We start from the raw sequence: 15,602 nt of genomic DNA, 5'->3' as shown, positions 1-15,602 counted from the left end.
CCGGCCCCGCAAAGCGCGAAGCCGTTCAGCGCAATGCCGATGCCCATGGCTATCATCGAAGGCCAAGCCGGAGGCGACGCCGCAATCGACGATGAGCACGAGCAAGCCGAAGATCCTGGTGGTCGACGATACCCTCGCCAACCGGGTGGCCATGCGCCGCCTGCTCGCGCGCAGCGGCGCGGAACTGCACGAGGCGGCCAGCGGCAACGAAGCGCTGGCCCTGTGCCTGGAACACGAGTTCGCGCTGATCCTGCTCGACGTCAACATGCCCGGCATGGACGGTTTCGAGGTAGCCGCGCTGCTCAGCGATGCCGACCAGCTCAAGGACACGCCGATCATTTTCGTCACCGCGGCCTACGTCGATGACGTCAACCGCCTGAAGGGCTATCGCCACGGCGCGGTCGACTACATCGCCAAGCCGGTCAACGACCTGATCCTGCAATCGAAGGTGCGCGTGTTCCTGGAGCTTTACGCCGCCCGCGTGGCACTGGAACAGACGCTGGAGGAACTGTCCGAGCGCAACGACCAGTTGCAGCTGGAGATCGCCGAACGCGAACGCGTGGAAGCGAAAATGCGCCACCAGGCCACCCACGACATGCTCACCGGCCTGCCCAACCGCACGCTGTTCCACGACCGGCTGCAGGCCGCGATGCGGTACGCCGCGGAGGGTGGACCGGGCTTTGCCCTGGCGCTGCTGGACATCGACGGCTTCAAGGGCGTCAACGACCGCCATGGCCATCCGGCCGGCGATACGCTGCTGCAGGCGATCGCGGCGCGGCTGAAGCTCAACTCGCGCGCGCGCGACACGGTGGCGCGGCTGGGTGGCGACGAGTTCGCGCTCATCGTGGGCGAGCTGGACGACCTGCCGGTGTTGATGAAGCGTTGCCGCGAACTCTGCACACGCCTGGCCGAGCCTTATCCGCTGGTGTCGGCGCAGGGGAGCTTCGTGGTGAACGTCAGCGCCAGCGTCGGCATTGCGCTGTGGTCGGCCGATACCGGCGCAGACGAGGCGTTGATCCAGGCGGCGGATCGCGCGCTGTATCAGGCCAAGGAAAGCGGCAAGAACCGCTGCGTGCTGGCGTCGTAACGCCAGCCCGACTTGCCACCCTCTCCTTCCGGCCCTTCCCAAATCCCGCGAAGCCCTGCGCCCTCTTTCCTCCGGGGAGAGGTTGGGGTGAGGGGTCGCTCTTGCAGGAAAATGGCTACGCCAGCAGGGCTTCTGATGAGTGCGCCCGCAAAACACCCGCATTGTCGCGAGCCCCGGCCCCTCACCCAGCCCCTCTCAGGCGAAAGCCCTGCTCCCCTCATGGAGGGGAGAGGGCTCGACATCCGGCTTTCGCTCAGGCGATCCGCTGCTGCGGTTCGGTCTCGTGACCGCGGTCGGCGCGAGTCACCTTGGCACCCAGTTCGGCCGGATCGAAATCGTCCACCGAAATGAACTCGAACACGCCGTCGCGCACACGCTTGAGCAGCGCCGCCTCTGCCTCGGTGAGCACGCCTTCGCGCACCGCCTCGGCCAATTGGCCCTCGTAGTCGTGCGCCTGCAACTGGCCAGCCTTGAGTGCCTTGCCGAACTTGCGCTCGACCGGCTCGGCGGCGATCACGTCGGGCAGCAGCGCGTTCATGCGGCCGATGGTGTTGTTCGGCGTGGGCGTCAGGTAGACCCACTCGACCAGACGGTCACGCGCTTCGCCCGGGGCGGTGAGGATGGCGGCCACGCGCCGCCCCAGGCGGTCCGAAGGCGGCACCTCGCGACGACCCAGCGGGAACACCAGCAGGCGCAGCAGGAAACCGACCGGCTTGAGCGGGAAGTTGCGGATCGCGCCGTCCAGCGCCGCCTGCGTGCGCCACATGCACTCATGGAAGGCCCAGGCCAGCAGCGGACGGTCGGCTTCCGGACGGCCGCTGTCCTCGTAGCGCTTGAGCATGGCGCTGGCGATGTACAGGTACGACAGCACGTCGCCCAGCCGCGCCGACAGCTTTTCCTTGAACTTCAGCTTGCCGCCCAGCACACCCATGAACACGTCGGCGCACAGCGCCAGCGCCGCCGAGTAGCGGTCCAGCTTGCGGTAGTAGCGGCGGGTATAGGCATCGCCCGCGCTCTGGCCGATGGACGCGCCGGTCACTCCCAGCACGAAGCTGCGCACGGCGTTGGAAATGCCGAAGCCGATGTGGCTGAACAGCAACCGGTCGAAGGTGCGCAGCTTTTCGCCGTAGTCGGCAATGGAAAGCGCCTGCATTTCCTTGAGCACGTATGGATGGCAGCGGATCGCGCCCTGGCCGAAGATCATCAGGCTGCGCGTCATGATGTTCGCGCCTTCCACGGTGATCGCGATGGGCACGCTCTCCCAGCCGCGTGCGGCGTAGTTCTTCGGGCCGAGCTGCACCGCCTTGCCGCCGTGCACGTCCATGGTGTCACCGGCGACCTGGCGCGCCCATTCGGTGGCGTGGTATTTGGCGATCGCCGAGGTCACCGCCGGCTTCTCGCCGCGGTCGACCGCCGCCGCGGTGGCGCGCGAGAGCGCCGTGGTCGCATAAGTCAGGCCGCCGATGCGCGCCAGCGCCTCTTCGACGCCTTCGAAGCGCGCGATCGCCAGGCCGAACTGCTTGCGCATGCGCGCGTAGGCGCCGGTGGCCGCGGCCGAGGCGCGCATCGCGCCGGTCGCGTTGGACGGCAGCGAGATCGCGCGGCCCACCGACAGCACCTCGACCAGCATGCGCCAGCCGTGGCCGGCCATTTTCGGGCCGCCGATCAGCGTGGACATCGGCGCGAACACGTCCTTGCCGCTGATCGGACCGTTCTGGAACGGGATGTTGAGCGGGAAATGGCGGCGGCCGATTTCCAGACCCGGCGTCGCGCGCGGCAGCAGCGCCAGCGTGATGCCCAGGTCCTCGGTGTCGCCCAGCAGGTGCTCGGGGTCATAAAGCCGGAAGGCCAGTCCGATGACCGTGGCGATCGGCGCCAAGGTGATGTAGCGCTTGTCGAAGGTGAGCTTTACGCCAAGCGTTTCGACGCCGTCGACCATCTGCTTGCAGACGATGCCGAAATCCGGGATCGAAGTGGCGTCCGAGCCCGCGTAGGGGCCGGTCAGCGCGAAACAGGGAATCTCCTCGCCCACCGCCAGGCGCGGCAGGTAATGGTTCTTCTGCTCCTCGCTGCCGTAGTGCAGCAGCAGTTCGGCCGGGCCCAGCGAGTTGGGCACCGCAACGGTGGAAGAGACCGTCGCCGACGCCGTCGACAGCTTCTGCAGCACGGCCGAATGGGCCAGCGCGGAAAACTGCAGGCCGCCGTACTGCTTGGGGATGATCATGCCGAAGAACTTGCTCTTCTTGATGAAGTCCCAGACTTCCGGCGGCAGGTCGGCCAGCTCGTGGGTGATCTGCCAGTCGTCGATCATCGCGCACAGCGCTTCGACGGGGCCATCGAGGAAGGCCTGCTCCTCGGTGCTCAGCTCGGGCCTGGGCTGCTTGAGCAGCACGCGCCAGTCCGGCATACCCGAGAACAGTTCGCCCTCGAAGCCGACCGTGCCGGCTTCCAGCGCGGTCTGCTCGGTGGCCGAAAGCGCGGGCGTGGCGCGGGCGAACATCTTCAGCAGCGGCGCGCTGATCTGGCGCCGGCGGAACGCCGGCATCAGCAGCGGCACGGCGACCGCCAGTTCGATGACCAGCAGCACGATCATCGTTATCCAGGCACCCGTCACCACGCCAACCACCAGCGTAGTAGCCACCGTGGCGATCGCCCAGGTGCGCAGGCTGGTGCGGTGGTAGGCGCAGGCACCGGACGCGACGAGCGCCGCCAGCAGGGTCAGGAACACGGACATTTCAAGGCACCTCTTGCGGAATGGCCGGGCGGCGCGTGGCGCCGCCCGGGATGACATCTTGGATGAAGGCGGCGATCTGGCGCGTAAAAGCGTCGTTCGCGTCGCCGGCCAGCATGTGCGTGGCGCCGGGCACTTGCACGTGCCGTGCGTGCGGCACCAGGTTCATGAACTCGGCCACCGTCTCGCGCGACACCACGTCGCTGCGCTCGCCCGACAGCAACAGCACCGGCACCTCCACGCGCGCGGCCGCCGCCAGCAGGCGCGGCTGGTAGCGCTCGCTCTCGCGTACCACGCCTTCGAGCAGGGCCGGATCCCAATGCCAGCGCAGGCGCCCGTCGGCGCCCTCGCGCAGCAGCGGCTTGAGCTGGTCTTCACGCTTGCGCTCGCGCCGCTGCGGCAGATACGCGGCAATCCGTTCGGCCGCCTCGGCATAGTCGGCGAACCCGTCGGGATGTGCCTGCATGAAGGCCAGGATGCGTTCCACGCCGGCCGTTTCCCAGCGCGGCGTGATGTCGACCAGCACCAGCGCGCGGAACGGCGTGGGCCGCACCTCGCCCGCCAGCACCAGCCCCAGCAGGCCGCCCATCGAGGCGCCGACGAGCATCGGCGTGTCCGGCTGCGCCAACGCCAACGCGTGCAGGTCGCCGGCAAACTGATCCATGTGGTAGTCACCGTCGACCATGCGGCCGCTCTCGCCGTGCCCGCGGCTGTCGAAGCTCACGCAGCGGCAGCCGCTGGCCGCCAGGGTGCGCGCCGTGCCGTTCCAGGCGCCGCGGGTCTGGCCGAAGCCGTGCGCGAACAGCAGCGTCGGCGCGCCCCGGGCGTTGCGTATTTCAACCGACAGGCGCAAGCCGTCGCCGGTGTGGAAGTGGTCGACCGATACCATACGCACGAGTATGGTTTGCCCGGCACGCGCGGTCAACTGCCACCGCCGGGCGCCTGCCGCGCCCGCCTGTCGCCACCCGGTCCACAAGCGCTAACATGCATCAATGAACGCCAGCAGCAAGCCCGAACGCACCCGCCTTTCCGCCGAGGACTGGGAAAACGCCGCCCTGGACCTGATCGCCGAGCAGGGCGTCGGCGCACTGGCGGTGGAAGCACTGGCGCGTCGGCTGGGCGTGACCAAGGGCAGCTTCTACTGGCATTTCCGCACCCGCGAGGCGTTGTTGCTGGCGGCGCTGGAGCGCTGGGAGCAGTACGGCGAACGCGAAGTGATCGCGCAGATCGAGGCCATTGCCGATCCGCGCGAACGCCTGCCTGAACTGTTCCGCCGCGTCGCCCACGAGTTGCGCCCGCACCGGGTGTACGCAGCGCTGCTGAAAGCACTGGACCACCCGCTGGTGGTGCCGGTGATGGCGCGCGTGTCGCAACGGCGCACCGAGTTCCTTGCCACCGCCTTCCGCGAGGCCGGCCTGCCGCCTCCCGAAGCGCTCAATCGTGCCCGCCTGACCTACGCCGCCTACGTCGGTTTCCTGCAGCTGAACTTCACCCTCGGCCTGCCGCGCATCAGCCACGAAGATTTCGACGCTTACGTGGAACACATGATCGCGACATTGATTCCGGCTTGATAGGCCCCTCGGGGGCGCGGTCGCGCACGCCTGCGCGTGCCTTTCTTGCTGCACTCAACCTTGCAATACCAGTGCACGCAAACTAGCGTTCCGGAACCCTTTTTTCCTAAGACCTTGAAGAGGAACATCATGGCCAGCAAGCTGGAAGCGCTCGAGCGCTGGGTGAACGAGGTGGCGGCGCGCACGCGGCCGGCGAAGATCCACTGGTGCGACGGTTCCCAGGCCGAGTACGAGCAACTGGTCAAGGAGATGCTCGCCGACGGCACTCTGATCGAGCTCAACCAGGAAACCCATCCGGGCTGCTACCTGCACCGCTCCAACCCGTCCGACGTGGCGCGCGTGGAGCACCTGACGTTCGTGTGTCACAAGAGCGAGCAAGACGCCGGCCCGAACAACCACTGGATGGATCCGGCCGAAGCGCACGCCAAGATCGATGCGCTGTTCGACGGCTGCATGGAAGGCCGCACCATGTACGTGATCCCGTACTGCATGGGCCCGATCGACTCGCCGCTGTCGCGCTGCGGTGTGGAGATCACCGACAGCCCCTACGTGGTCGCCAACATGCGCATCATGACGCGCATGGGCAAGCCGGCGCAGGAGCGCATCGAGCGCGAAGGCACGTTCGTCAAGGGCCTGCATTCGACCGGCGAGCTCGATCCCGAGCGCCGCTTCATCATGCATTTCCCCGAAGAGCGCACGATCAAGTCCTACGGCTCCGGCTACGGCGGCAATGCGCTGCTGGGCAAGAAGTGCCACGCGCTGCGGATCGCCTGCAACCAGGCGCGCGACGAAGGCTGGCTGGCCGAGCACATGCTGATCGTCGGCCTCGAAAATCCCAAGGGCGAAACGCACTACATCGCCGCCGCCTTCCCCTCCGCCTGCGGCAAGACCAACCTGGCCATGCTGATTCCGCCGGAGGGCTACCGCAAGGACGGCTGGAAGGTGTGGACGGTGGGCGACGACATCTGCTGGATGCGCCCGGGCGCGGATGGCCGCCTGTACGCGATCAACCCGGAAGCGGGCTTCTTCGGTGTGGCGCCGGGCACCAGCAACGCCACCAATCCGAACGCGCTCAAGAGCATCTCGCACGACACCATCTTCACCAATGTGGCGGTCACCGCGGACAACCAGCCCTGGTGGGAAGGCCTGCCCGGCACGCCGGTCACCGACTGGCAAGGCCGTCCGTATGACGCCGCCAATGGCCCGGCCGCGCACCCGAACTCGCGCTTCACGGTCAGTGCGAGGCAGTGTCCGACCTGGTCGGAGAAAGCCGAGGACGCCCAGGGCGTGCCGATCAGCGCGATCGTCTTCGGCGGCCGCCGGCCTTCGCTGCTGCCGCTGGTGATGGAGGCGCGCGACTGGGCGCACGGCGTGCTGATGGGCGCCGCGATGGGCTCGGAAACCACCGCCGCCGCCACCGGCGCGGTCGGCGTGTTGCGCCGCGACTCGATGGCGATGAAGCCGTTCGCCGGTTACCACTACGGCGACTACTTCAAGCACTGGCTGTCGTTCGACCAGCCCGGCGCCAAGCTGCCGAAGATCTTCCACGTCAACTGGTTCCGCAAGGGCAAGGACGGCAAGTTCCTGTGGCCCGGCTTCGGCGAAAACCTGCGCGTGCTGGAGTGGATGATCAACCGCGTCGAGGGCAAGGCCCGTGGCGTGGAAACGCCGGTGGGCATCGTGCCGGCCGAAGGCGAGCTCAAGCTCGACGGCCTGGACCTGCCGCGCGAAGCCGCCAGCGAGCTGCTCGACATCGACACCGCCGGCTGGCAAGCCGAGCTGGACGCCATCGGCGAATACCTGGAGAGCTTCACCCCGCGCCTGCCCGAGCGCTTGCGTCAGGAGCAGCAGCGCGTAGCCAGCGGCCTGTCCGCCGATACCGCACCCCGCGCTGCCACGGCCTGAGCGCACTCAGCCCCTCCTCCGTTTGGGGGAGGGTCGGGCGACCTGCACATCGGCTGCGTACGAACCTTTACCCGTCTGTCGGCGCCCTATCCGGAGGGACGGGAGAGGCTCCAAAAAAAAGGCCACGCTCGCCCTGAGCGTGGGCGCTCGGCGCCGAAGTCGAAGGGTCCTGCGCCGGATATCCCGTGCCGACGAAGCACCCACCGGACACGCAGCTCACCGAAGCCGCTTAAACGCTCCGGCAACTTCGCGCATCCAAGCTGGCAAGATGGATGCCGCCTGCCTCGCCACCGGAAGCCCGATGCCCGCCCCGCCCGTAGCGTGGTCCGACGCCGATGATGCGCGCGCCGCCGCCAGGGGTGACCGCCAGGCGTTCCAGCGGCTGTATCGGCAGCACGTCGACCGCATCTATGGCGCGGTATACCGGCTGGCCGGCTACGACCACGCGCGCGCCGAGGATCTGACCCAGGACGCCTTCGTGCGCGCCTGGCAGAAGTTGGCCGACTTCCGCCACGAGAGCGCCTTCGGCACCTGGCTGTACCGGCTGGCTGTCAACGTGGCGCTGATGGACATCCGCTCGCGCAGCGCGCAGCCGGTCGGCTTCGTCGAGGACGACCGGTTGCCCGACCCCGGCGAAGTGCCGTTCTGCGCGGCCGAGCGCGAGGAACTGGAACGCGCCATCGCCAAACTGCCGCCCCGCGCACGCGCGGTGCTGGTACTGCACGACGTGGAAGGCTGGCGCCACGAAGAGATCGCCGGCGAGCTGGACATGGCTGTCGGCACCTCCAAGGCGCAACTGCACCGTGCCCGCGCGCTGCTCCGCCGGAAGCTCGAACCCGGAGAACCGTCATGAACGAATTCGAATGGCGCCGCCAGCTGCGCGAACTGCACGCGCCGGTTTCGCCGCCCCGCGACCTGTGGGCGCGCATCGACGCTGCGATGGAAGCGGCGCCGACCGCACGCGGCAGTTCACGCCCGGGCTGGCTGCTGGCTGCCAGCTTCGCCGGACTGAGCCTGCTCGCGGTATCGCTGAGCCTGCGCCAGGGTCAACTGCTGGAGCATCGGCAAACCACTGCCACGGCCGCCACGTACACGCCATGGAAGCCGGACGATCCGCGCTTGGCTGGTGCGGCCATCGAACTGGATGCGGCCCATCTGGAACTGAAACAGGCGCTGGAACAGGCCCCCCATTCGCCGGCGTTGCAGCGACTGCTCTCGCGCACCCGCCAACAGCAATCACGGCTGCGCCAGCTCGACCAGCAGGCCGGCTGAGAACCTCCAGGAGTCACCCATGAAGACCGTACGCTACCTTCCCCTGTTGCTCATTTTGTGCATCGGCCCCGCGCTGGCCGATACGCCGATCAACCTGCGCCATCCGGCCACCGCCGATGCACGCATCAGCGTCAGCAACGTCAAGGGCCAGGTCACCATCACCGCGTGGGACCGCAACGAGGTGCAGGTCACCGGCACCCTCGGCCAGGGCGCGGCGCCGTTGGCCATCGAAGGCGACAACGGCGACCTGGAGATCAGGGTCAAGCCCAAGGGCAACGACTCCGGCGGCTGGTTCGACTGGAACGGCGACAACTCGATGGGCGCGACCACTCTCGACCTGCACGTGCCCAAGGGCGCCTCGCTGGAGGTGGAGGTGGTCAGCGCACCGCTGGCCATCGACGGCATGGACGGCGGTGACATCTCGGTCAACTCGGTCAGCGGCCGCGTGCGCATCGACGCCCGCACGCCGGATCTCTCGGTCGAAAGCGTCAGCGGCACGGTGCAGCAGTCCGGCCACGCCGAGCGCGCCGACCTGCAGACCGTCAGCGGCGACATCCTCGCGCCGGCGCTGGGTGCCAAGGCCGACCTGCAGACCGTCTCCGGCCGCATCCAGGCCAGAGGCGGGCCGTGGCAGAAGTTCAATCTGAGCACGGTATCCGGCGACGTGCAGCTGGGCGGTGGCGTAGCCGACCACGGCAGCATCGACATCGACAGCATGAGCGGCGACGTGCAGATCCAGGTGCCGGCGAACCTTTCCGCCGCGATCCATGCCAGCAGCTTCAGCGGCGACCTGCGCAGCGACTTTGGCAAGGCCAGCGAGCACGAGCACGGCCCCGGCAGCGAACTCAGCGCCGAGGTCGGTGGCAGCAGCGGGCGCATCCACGTGGAAACCTTCAGCGGCGACCTGCGTATCCGCAAGCAGGATTGAGGTGGCGGGATTGGAGCAGTCCCGACCCCGCGCGCCCGAAATCCAACGCAAGGCCCTTTGTAGGAGCCTACTTGTGGGCGATGCCCTTGCTCTGATGGCGGCCAAGGGCATCGCCCACAAGTGGGCTCCTACACACCTGGCCGGACACGTCCTGGCGGCAAGGGACTTTTTCGCCAACCCGCGAAGAACCAACAAAAAAAGGCCGTCGCATGCGACGGCCTTTTTGTTGGTGTTGCGAAAGCGGAAGCCTTACAGATCCTGGTGATACTGCACGTACGGCGTGCGCGACTGGTCCGGTTCGGGACCGGCCGGCGTCGGCACCGAAGCGCCGGACGACCACAGGTTCTGCGCACCGATGCTCAGCTCGCCCTGCCAGGGCAAATGCAGGGTGACGCCCAGGTCGATGCTGCTCCAGCGCTTGTCGCCGTAGTAGCCGCCCGGCAGTGCCGGCTGCATGGTGCGGCCGACCAGCGTGCCGCTCAGCGGGCCATGGTCCACGCCGAAACTCAGCGCCTTCTGATCCAGCGTATTGATGCCCAGCACGTTGCCCGGCAGCAGGCGGATACGGCCGACGCTGGCGCCCAGGTCGATGCCGCTCTGCCCCCCGACCGCAACGCGGCCACGCGCACTCAACTGGGCGCTGCTGTCGAAGTCCGGCAAGCCGTTGACGCCCGGCGTGGCGCCCGGCAGGACGCGCGGAAGGCGCTGGTCGGGCGTGCTGTCCGTCCCCACGCTCAGGCCCACGCTGTAGCGACCCAGATTGTAAGTGGCGCCGATTTCGCTGCCGACCACCCGCGGGCCGCGGGAAATCCAGTTGTGCTCGCTCACGCCGGCGTGGATCTGCAGGTGCGGGTCCAGCCCGTATTGCAGGTCGGTCGATACCACGGTGCCGGCATCGACCACGTGGAACGACAGCGGCGCATCCACGCGCTGGCTCGCGGTGGACGACTGCGCGTCGGCCTTGAGCATGAGCATGTGGCCATCGTTGCCGCGCCACAGCGGCACCCCCACCCCGTAGCCGAGGTCGGCCACGTGATCGGGCGTCTGATGCAGCAATCGCTGCGCCAGGGCGTGCGTATCGCCATCCAGCGACTGCCCTGCCGCGGCGAGCGGCATCAGCAGAGTCAGCAGGGGCAACAGGCGTCGCATGGGTCGTTGATCGCTGTAAAAGGTGGCAGGCAGACGTATGCCAAAGGTTGGGACGAAGTATAGCGCCTTTACGTTTACCTAACACCCCATGTCGGAGGTCGGGCCCGCAAACGGTGAACCCAGGCACATATCCCGTCTCCATCGACCGCCATGTGAAGACGGGGTTCCCCGGCAATGAAATTCAGGCTAAACCGACTCCGACAAAGCCCCCGGGGCACGATATAGTCCACACCACGGCCCCGCCACGGAATCTGAGATCTTTCGATGAACCCGGCTCCTCCCACTCGCGAGCCCTCGACCTTCCCGGCTGACCGGGAAGTGTTGCATCGGGCGGTCGAGCGGCTGTTCGGGGCGCCGGACGCGGCCAGCGTGGCGGCGGTCTGCGAAACCCTGCTCTCGGACTGGCACGTGCGCGCCCGCCTGGGCTGGCGCCTGCTGGGCGCGGACGAGGCTCCCGCGTCGGCCGGCCGGCTGGAGCTGGCCGAGGACCCGCAGGGCCTGCGCGTGCTGGTGCTGGAACCGGAGGCGCCGCTATCCGACCCGCTGCGCGAGCGGCTGGCCTGGTTCGGCCGCCTGGCCGCCACCCGCCTGCGCCAGCAGGCCGAAACGGCGCGCCTGTACGAAGCCATTTCACGCCTGGCGTTGGCCGAGCGCCTGCAGCGGGCGCTGTTCGCGATCGCCGAGCAGGCCGGCACCGAACGCAACATGGCCGAAATGATGCGCTCGCTGCATGCCATCGTCGGCAGTCTCATGTACGCCGAGAATTTCTATATCGTGCTGTACGACGAGGCCACCGACAGCGTGCGCTTTCCGTACTACGCCGATGCGGCCGACCGCGATCCGCCTTCGCCCGAACGCAGCGTGCCGCTGGCCGACCTGGAGCACAGCCTTACCTGGAACCTGCTCAAGAGCGGACGCGCCATGATGGGCTCGATGGAAGAGCTCAACCGCACCGTGCCAGACCGGCTGGTGCTGATCGGCCCCGATTGCGAGCACTGGCTTGGCGTGCCGTTGCTGCGCGAGGGCAAGGTGGTCGGCGGCATCGTGATCCAGAGCTACCGCGCCGATACCCAGTACACCACGCAGGATCGCGAGTTGCTCTGCTACGTGGCCCAGCACGTGCAGGCGGCGCTGGAAAAGCGCCAGGCGCAGGCCGAATTGGAACGCCGCGTGGCCGACCGCACCGCCGCCCTGCGCGAAGCCAACCGCGTGCTGCGCCAGCAAGTGCTGCAGCGTCAACGCGGCGAACGGCTGCAGGCGGCGTTGTTCCGCATCGCTGAGCTGGCCAGCACGTCCGAAGGCCTGGATACCTTCTATGCGGCCGTGCATCGCGTCATCGGCGGCCTGCTGTACGCGCGCAACTTCTACATCGCGCTGGTCGACGAGGAAAACGGCCAGCTGACCTTTCCCTACTCGGTGGACGAGGTCGACAACATCCGCGCGCCCCGCTTGCATGGCCGCGGTGCGACCGAGTACGTGCTGCGCCACGGCAAGCCGCTGCTGGCCGATCCGGGCGAGCTGGAACGGTTGGCCACCCTGGGCGAGATCGAGCGCCAGGGCGCGCATTCGCTGTGCTGGCTGGGCGTGCCGCTGGTCTGGGGCGAAAAGGTGATGGGCGTGCTCGCGGTGCAGAGCTACACCCCCGAACACACCTACAACGAGCGCGACCAGGAACTGCTCACCTTCGTCAGCTACCACATCGCCAACGCGCTGCAACGCAAGCACACCACCGAGTCACTCAAGCAGGCCTACGCCGGCCTGGAGCGCCGCGTCACCGAGCGCACCCGCGCGCTGGCGCTGGCCAACCGCGATTTGCGCGAACAGATCGCCGAGCGCGAGCGCGTCGAGCGCCGGCTCAAGTACGAGACCCTGCACGACTCGCTCACCGGCCTGCCCAACCGCACCCTGCTGCTGCAACGCATGGAACAGGCGCTGGAGCGTTACCGCGCCGACGCGGACGAAGGCGGCTTCGCGGTGTTGTTCATCGACCTGGACCGCTTCAAGGTGATCAACGATTCGGTCGGCCACCTGGTGGGCGACGACCTGCTGTTCCAGGTCGGCGGGCGCATCCGCGCCTGCCTGAAGACCCGCGACGTGGTCGCGCGGCTGGGCGGTGACGAGTTCGCCGTGCTGCTCGAGGGCATCGCCGATCCGACCACCGCGGTGGCGGTCGCCGAACGGGTGATCAGTGAACTGCAGGTGCCTTTCCGGTTGGGCGCCAAGGAGATCTTCACCTCCGCCTCGATCGGCGTGGCCCTGCCCGGCCCACACTACCAGAAGCCGGAAGAACTGCTGCGCGACGCCGACGCGGCGATGTACCGCGCCAAGGACGAAGGCCGCCATCGCGCCGCGGTGTTCGACGACCGCCTGCGCCGCGAGGCGCTGTCGCTGCTGGAGCTGGAAAGCGACCTGCGCCGCGGCCTGGCGCGCAACGAATTCGTGCCGTTCTACCAGCCCATCGTGGCGCTGGAGGATGGCCAGGTGGTGGGCTACGAGGCGCTGCTGCGCTGGCACCATCCCGACCGCGGGTTGCTCGCCCCGGGCGAGTTCCTGATCATCGCCGAGGAAGCCGGCTGCGCCGAGAGCATCGACTGGCAGATCTTCGAGCAGGTCTGCGCGCAGGCGCCGGCGTTGCTGGGCAAGGACGGCTTCGTCAGCATCAACGTGTCCGGTCGCCACTTCCGCCTGCCCGACCTGGACGCGCGCCTGCTGGCGCTGCTGGCCGAACACGGCCTGCCACCGCGGCAGGTACGCGTCGAGGTGACCGAGCGCGCGCTGCTGGACAACCCGGCGCAGGTCAAGCGCATGCTCGAGAACATGCGCAGCCGCGGCGTGCGGGTGGCGCTGGATGATTTCGGCACCGGCTACTCGTCGCTGAGCTACCTGCACCAGTATCCGTTCGAAACGCTCAAGATCGACCGCTCGTTCATCACCGAATTGCCACGCGAAGGCGAAAGCCAGGGCGTGGCGGTGGTGCGCGCAATCCAGGTACTGGCCGACTCGCTGCACATGCTGGTGATCGCCGAGGGCATCGAGGAGGAATACCAGCGGCAGGCGCTGATGCGGGTCGGCTGCCGTTACGGCCAGGGCTTCCTGTTCGCCCGCCCGCAGCCGATCAACGTGTGGCTGCCGGCGGACCCCACGCCCGCCGTCGCCTGATGCGCACGTCCTGAGCGCACGTAGGGTGGGCTTCAGCCCACCCTACCAATTCACTGCTCGGTGGTCGGCGTATCGGCGCTCACGCCGCCGCTCAGCACATGCTCGGCATCGATGCGGTCGAAGGTATAGCGCTGCGCGCAGAACTCGCAGATCACCTCGATCTCGCCATCGCGCGCGGCCAGCGCCGCCTCGACCTCGTCCCGCCCCAGGGACCGCAGCATCGACTCCACCCGCTCGCGCGAACAACTGCAGCCGAACGCCAGCGGCCGCGGCTCGAACAGGCGCACGGTCTCATCGTGGTAGAGCCGGTACAGCAACTCCTCCGGCGTAGCGGCAAGCATCTCCTCTCGGCCCAGCGTGGCGGTCAGGTGCAGCACGCGATTCCAGGCGTCCTCGTCATCCACCGCGCTGTGGCCGCCCTCGCCAGGCAGCTTCTGCAACATCAGCCCGACCGCATGCTCGCCGTCGGCTGCCAGCAGCAGGCGCGCAGGCAGCTGTTCGGACAGGCGGAAATAGTTTTCCAGCGAACCAGCCAGGTCCGGCTGGCCGAGTTCGACCAACCCCTGATAGCGCTGGCCGCGCTCGGCATGGCCGATGGTGATCGCCATGACCGCCCCAGGCAGCGTGGACAGGTCCAGCGGTTCGGGCAGCGGATCGCTCCAGCGCGCCAGGCCGCGCAGACGGCCCTGGTCGGTGCATTCGGTGAACAGCAGGCGCAATGCGCCGCTGCTCTTGAGCTCGATCGACAACGCGCCTTCAAGCTTGATGTTGCCGGTCAGCAGCGCGCTGGCCGCCAGGCTCTGTCCAAGCAGCTCGCGCAACGGCGCCGGGTACTCCGAGCGCTCGGCCACCTCCCGCCAGGCCGCGCCCAGCCGCACCAGCACGCCGCGCACGCCGGCGCGCTCCAGCACGAAGCGATGCAGCACATCCTCGACAAGCACGTTTTCCACGACGTCACCTTAACTTTGCGGGGAACCGAACCAGATGGGGTCGGGGCCGGCGCGCGACAATGGCCCGCTTATACTCCCGGGAGCCCAAGCCGAGGTCGACGCCCGACGATGCCATTGCTGCGCAACGCCTTCCGACGTCTGCTACGGCTGCTCGCCATCGTGCTGGTGTCGTGGCTGGCGCTGTCCTGGCTGGTGGTGCTGGTCCTGCGCTTCGTGCCGCCATGGACGTCGGCGGTCATGATGGAGCGCCGCGTGGGCGCCTGGCTGCACGGCGAGCACGATTTCCGGCTGCGCCAGCACTGGGTGCCGTGGACGCAGGTATCGCCCTACGTGCCACTGGCGATGGTGGCCGGCGAGGACCAGAAATTCCCCTTCCACCACGGTTTCGACCTCGACTCCATCCAGGACGCGCTGGAAGACGCCGACGATGGCAAGCGCCTGCGCGGCGCCAGCACGATCAGCCAGCAGACCGCGAAGAACCTGTTCCTGTGGAACGGCCGCAGCTTCGTGCGCAAGGGGCTGGAGGCCTACTTCACCATGTTGATCGAACTGACCTGGCCCAAACGGCGCATCCTGGCGGTCTACATGAACATCGCCGAGCTGGGGAACGGCATCTACGGCGTGGGCGCGGCCAGCGAAGCCTACTTCCACGTGCCGCCGAGCCGGCTCGGCCCGGCTCAGGCGGCGCGGCTGGCGGCGGTGCTGCCCAGCCCACGCCGCCTACATGCCGATCGCCCGAGCGCCTATGTGCAGCGCCGCACGCAGTGGATCGTGCGGCAGATGCGGCAGCTCGGCGGCCCCGACTACCTGGACGGCACCCATCCGGCGCGCACGCGGCGAGGACACTGAC

Annotated in this window: 12 protein-coding genes; 8 read left to right on the top strand and 4 right to left on the bottom strand. The window is 68.2% G+C overall.

The window, feature by feature from the left end; all coding sequences use genetic code 11:
• Positions 1-91 precede the first annotated feature (91 nt).
• Positions 92-1,087, top strand: a complete 996-nt coding sequence (locus OSC30_RS04015) for a diguanylate cyclase domain-containing protein (RefSeq protein WP_267170547.1) — start codon at positions 92-94, stop codon at positions 1,085-1,087.
• A gap of 253 nt (positions 1,088-1,340) precedes the next feature.
• Here the strand turns inward: OSC30_RS04015 and OSC30_RS04010 are convergent, their stop codons facing one another.
• On the bottom strand, positions 1,341-3,821 hold the full coding sequence (locus tag OSC30_RS04010; protein WP_267170546.1) for an acyl-CoA dehydrogenase: 2,481 nt from the start codon (positions 3,819-3,821) through the stop codon (positions 1,341-1,343).
• Between the two features lies 1 nt (position 3,822).
• The gene (locus OSC30_RS04005; protein WP_267170796.1) at positions 3,823-4,707 is read right to left on the bottom strand and encodes an alpha/beta fold hydrolase; all 885 of its coding nucleotides are present in this window, start codon (positions 4,705-4,707) and stop codon (positions 3,823-3,825) included.
• 103 nt (positions 4,708-4,810) lie between these two features.
• On the opposite strand from OSC30_RS04005, the gene OSC30_RS04000 reads away from it, so the two are divergent.
• The 5 genes from OSC30_RS04000 to OSC30_RS03980 all read left to right on the top strand — a co-directional run bounded on the left by OSC30_RS04000 (position 4,811) and on the right by OSC30_RS03980 (position 9,494).
• Positions 4,811-5,389, top strand: a complete 579-nt coding sequence (locus OSC30_RS04000; protein ID WP_267170545.1) for a TetR/AcrR family transcriptional regulator — start codon at positions 4,811-4,813, stop codon at positions 5,387-5,389.
• Between the two features lie 129 nt (positions 5,390-5,518).
• Positions 5,519-7,294, top strand: coding sequence for a phosphoenolpyruvate carboxykinase (GTP) (locus OSC30_RS03995; RefSeq protein WP_267170544.1), 1,776 nt, complete (start codon positions 5,519-5,521; stop codon positions 7,292-7,294).
• A gap of 301 nt (positions 7,295-7,595) precedes the next feature.
• Positions 7,596-8,147, top strand: a complete 552-nt coding sequence (locus OSC30_RS03990) for an RNA polymerase sigma factor (RefSeq protein ID WP_267170543.1) — start codon at positions 7,596-7,598, stop codon at positions 8,145-8,147.
• Positions 8,144-8,566, top strand: a complete 423-nt coding sequence (locus OSC30_RS03985; RefSeq protein WP_267170542.1) for a hypothetical protein — start codon at positions 8,144-8,146, stop codon at positions 8,564-8,566. The genes OSC30_RS03990 and OSC30_RS03985 overlap by 4 nt, the downstream gene beginning before the upstream one ends.
• A 19-nt stretch (positions 8,567-8,585) precedes the next feature.
• Entirely contained in the window at positions 8,586-9,494 is a 909-nt protein-coding gene (locus OSC30_RS03980; protein WP_267170541.1) for a DUF4097 family beta strand repeat-containing protein, read from the top strand.
• A gap of 249 nt (positions 9,495-9,743) precedes the next feature.
• On the opposite strand, the gene OSC30_RS03975 is transcribed toward OSC30_RS03980, so the two are convergent.
• Positions 9,744-10,643, bottom strand: coding sequence for a hypothetical protein (locus OSC30_RS03975; protein WP_267170540.1), 900 nt, complete (start codon positions 10,641-10,643; stop codon positions 9,744-9,746).
• A gap of 264 nt (positions 10,644-10,907) precedes the next feature.
• Between OSC30_RS03975 and OSC30_RS03970 the strand changes: the two genes are divergently transcribed.
• Positions 10,908-13,802 (top strand): bifunctional diguanylate cyclase/phosphodiesterase, encoded by a 2,895-nt coding sequence (locus OSC30_RS03970; protein ID WP_267170539.1) that lies wholly within the window; start codon positions 10,908-10,910, stop codon positions 13,800-13,802.
• 50 nt (positions 13,803-13,852) lie between these two features.
• Here OSC30_RS03970 and hslO read toward each other — a convergent pair whose 3' ends face one another.
• The gene (gene hslO / locus OSC30_RS03965) at positions 13,853-14,752 is read right to left on the bottom strand and encodes an Hsp33 family molecular chaperone HslO (protein WP_267170538.1); all 900 of its coding nucleotides are present in this window, start codon (positions 14,750-14,752) and stop codon (positions 13,853-13,855) included.
• A gap of 108 nt (positions 14,753-14,860) precedes the next feature.
• Here hslO and mtgA point away from each other — a divergent pair, with 108 nt between their 5' ends.
• Positions 14,861-15,601 (top strand): monofunctional biosynthetic peptidoglycan transglycosylase, encoded by a 741-nt coding sequence (gene mtgA / locus OSC30_RS03960; protein ID WP_267170537.1) that lies wholly within the window; start codon positions 14,861-14,863, stop codon positions 15,599-15,601.
• The last annotated feature ends 1 nt before the right edge of the window (position 15,602 follow it).

The sequence above is a fragment of the Frateuria hangzhouensis genome (assembly GCF_026410505.1).
Classification (GTDB): domain Bacteria; phylum Pseudomonadota; class Gammaproteobacteria; order Xanthomonadales; family Rhodanobacteraceae; genus Frateuria_A; species Frateuria_A hangzhouensis.
The sequence above is the reverse complement of the archived record's forward strand: the minus strand, read 5'-3'. Positions and strand labels throughout refer to the sequence as shown.

Coding starts and splice junctions, on each gene's coding strand:
- mtgA (WP_267170537.1), top strand. CDS start 14,861: ATGCCATTGCTGCGCAACGCCTTCCGACGTCTGCTACGGCTGCTCGCC.
- OSC30_RS04010 (WP_267170546.1), bottom strand. CDS start 3,821: ATGTCCGTGTTCCTGACCCTGCTGGCGGCGCTCGTCGCGTCCGGTGCC.
- OSC30_RS03985 (WP_267170542.1), top strand. CDS start 8,144: ATGAACGAATTCGAATGGCGCCGCCAGCTGCGCGAACTGCACGCGCCG.
- OSC30_RS04000 (WP_267170545.1), top strand. CDS start 4,811: ATGAACGCCAGCAGCAAGCCCGAACGCACCCGCCTTTCCGCCGAGGAC.
- OSC30_RS03975 (WP_267170540.1), bottom strand. CDS start 10,643: ATGCGACGCCTGTTGCCCCTGCTGACTCTGCTGATGCCGCTCGCCGCG.
- OSC30_RS04015 (WP_267170547.1), top strand. CDS start 92: ATGAGCACGAGCAAGCCGAAGATCCTGGTGGTCGACGATACCCTCGCC.
- OSC30_RS03970 (WP_267170539.1), top strand. CDS start 10,908: ATGAACCCGGCTCCTCCCACTCGCGAGCCCTCGACCTTCCCGGCTGAC.
- OSC30_RS03990 (WP_267170543.1), top strand. CDS start 7,596: ATGCCCGCCCCGCCCGTAGCGTGGTCCGACGCCGATGATGCGCGCGCC.
- OSC30_RS03995 (WP_267170544.1), top strand. CDS start 5,519: ATGGCCAGCAAGCTGGAAGCGCTCGAGCGCTGGGTGAACGAGGTGGCG.
- OSC30_RS04005 (WP_267170796.1), bottom strand. CDS start 4,707: ATGGTATCGGTCGACCACTTCCACACCGGCGACGGCTTGCGCCTGTCG.
- OSC30_RS03980 (WP_267170541.1), top strand. CDS start 8,586: ATGAAGACCGTACGCTACCTTCCCCTGTTGCTCATTTTGTGCATCGGC.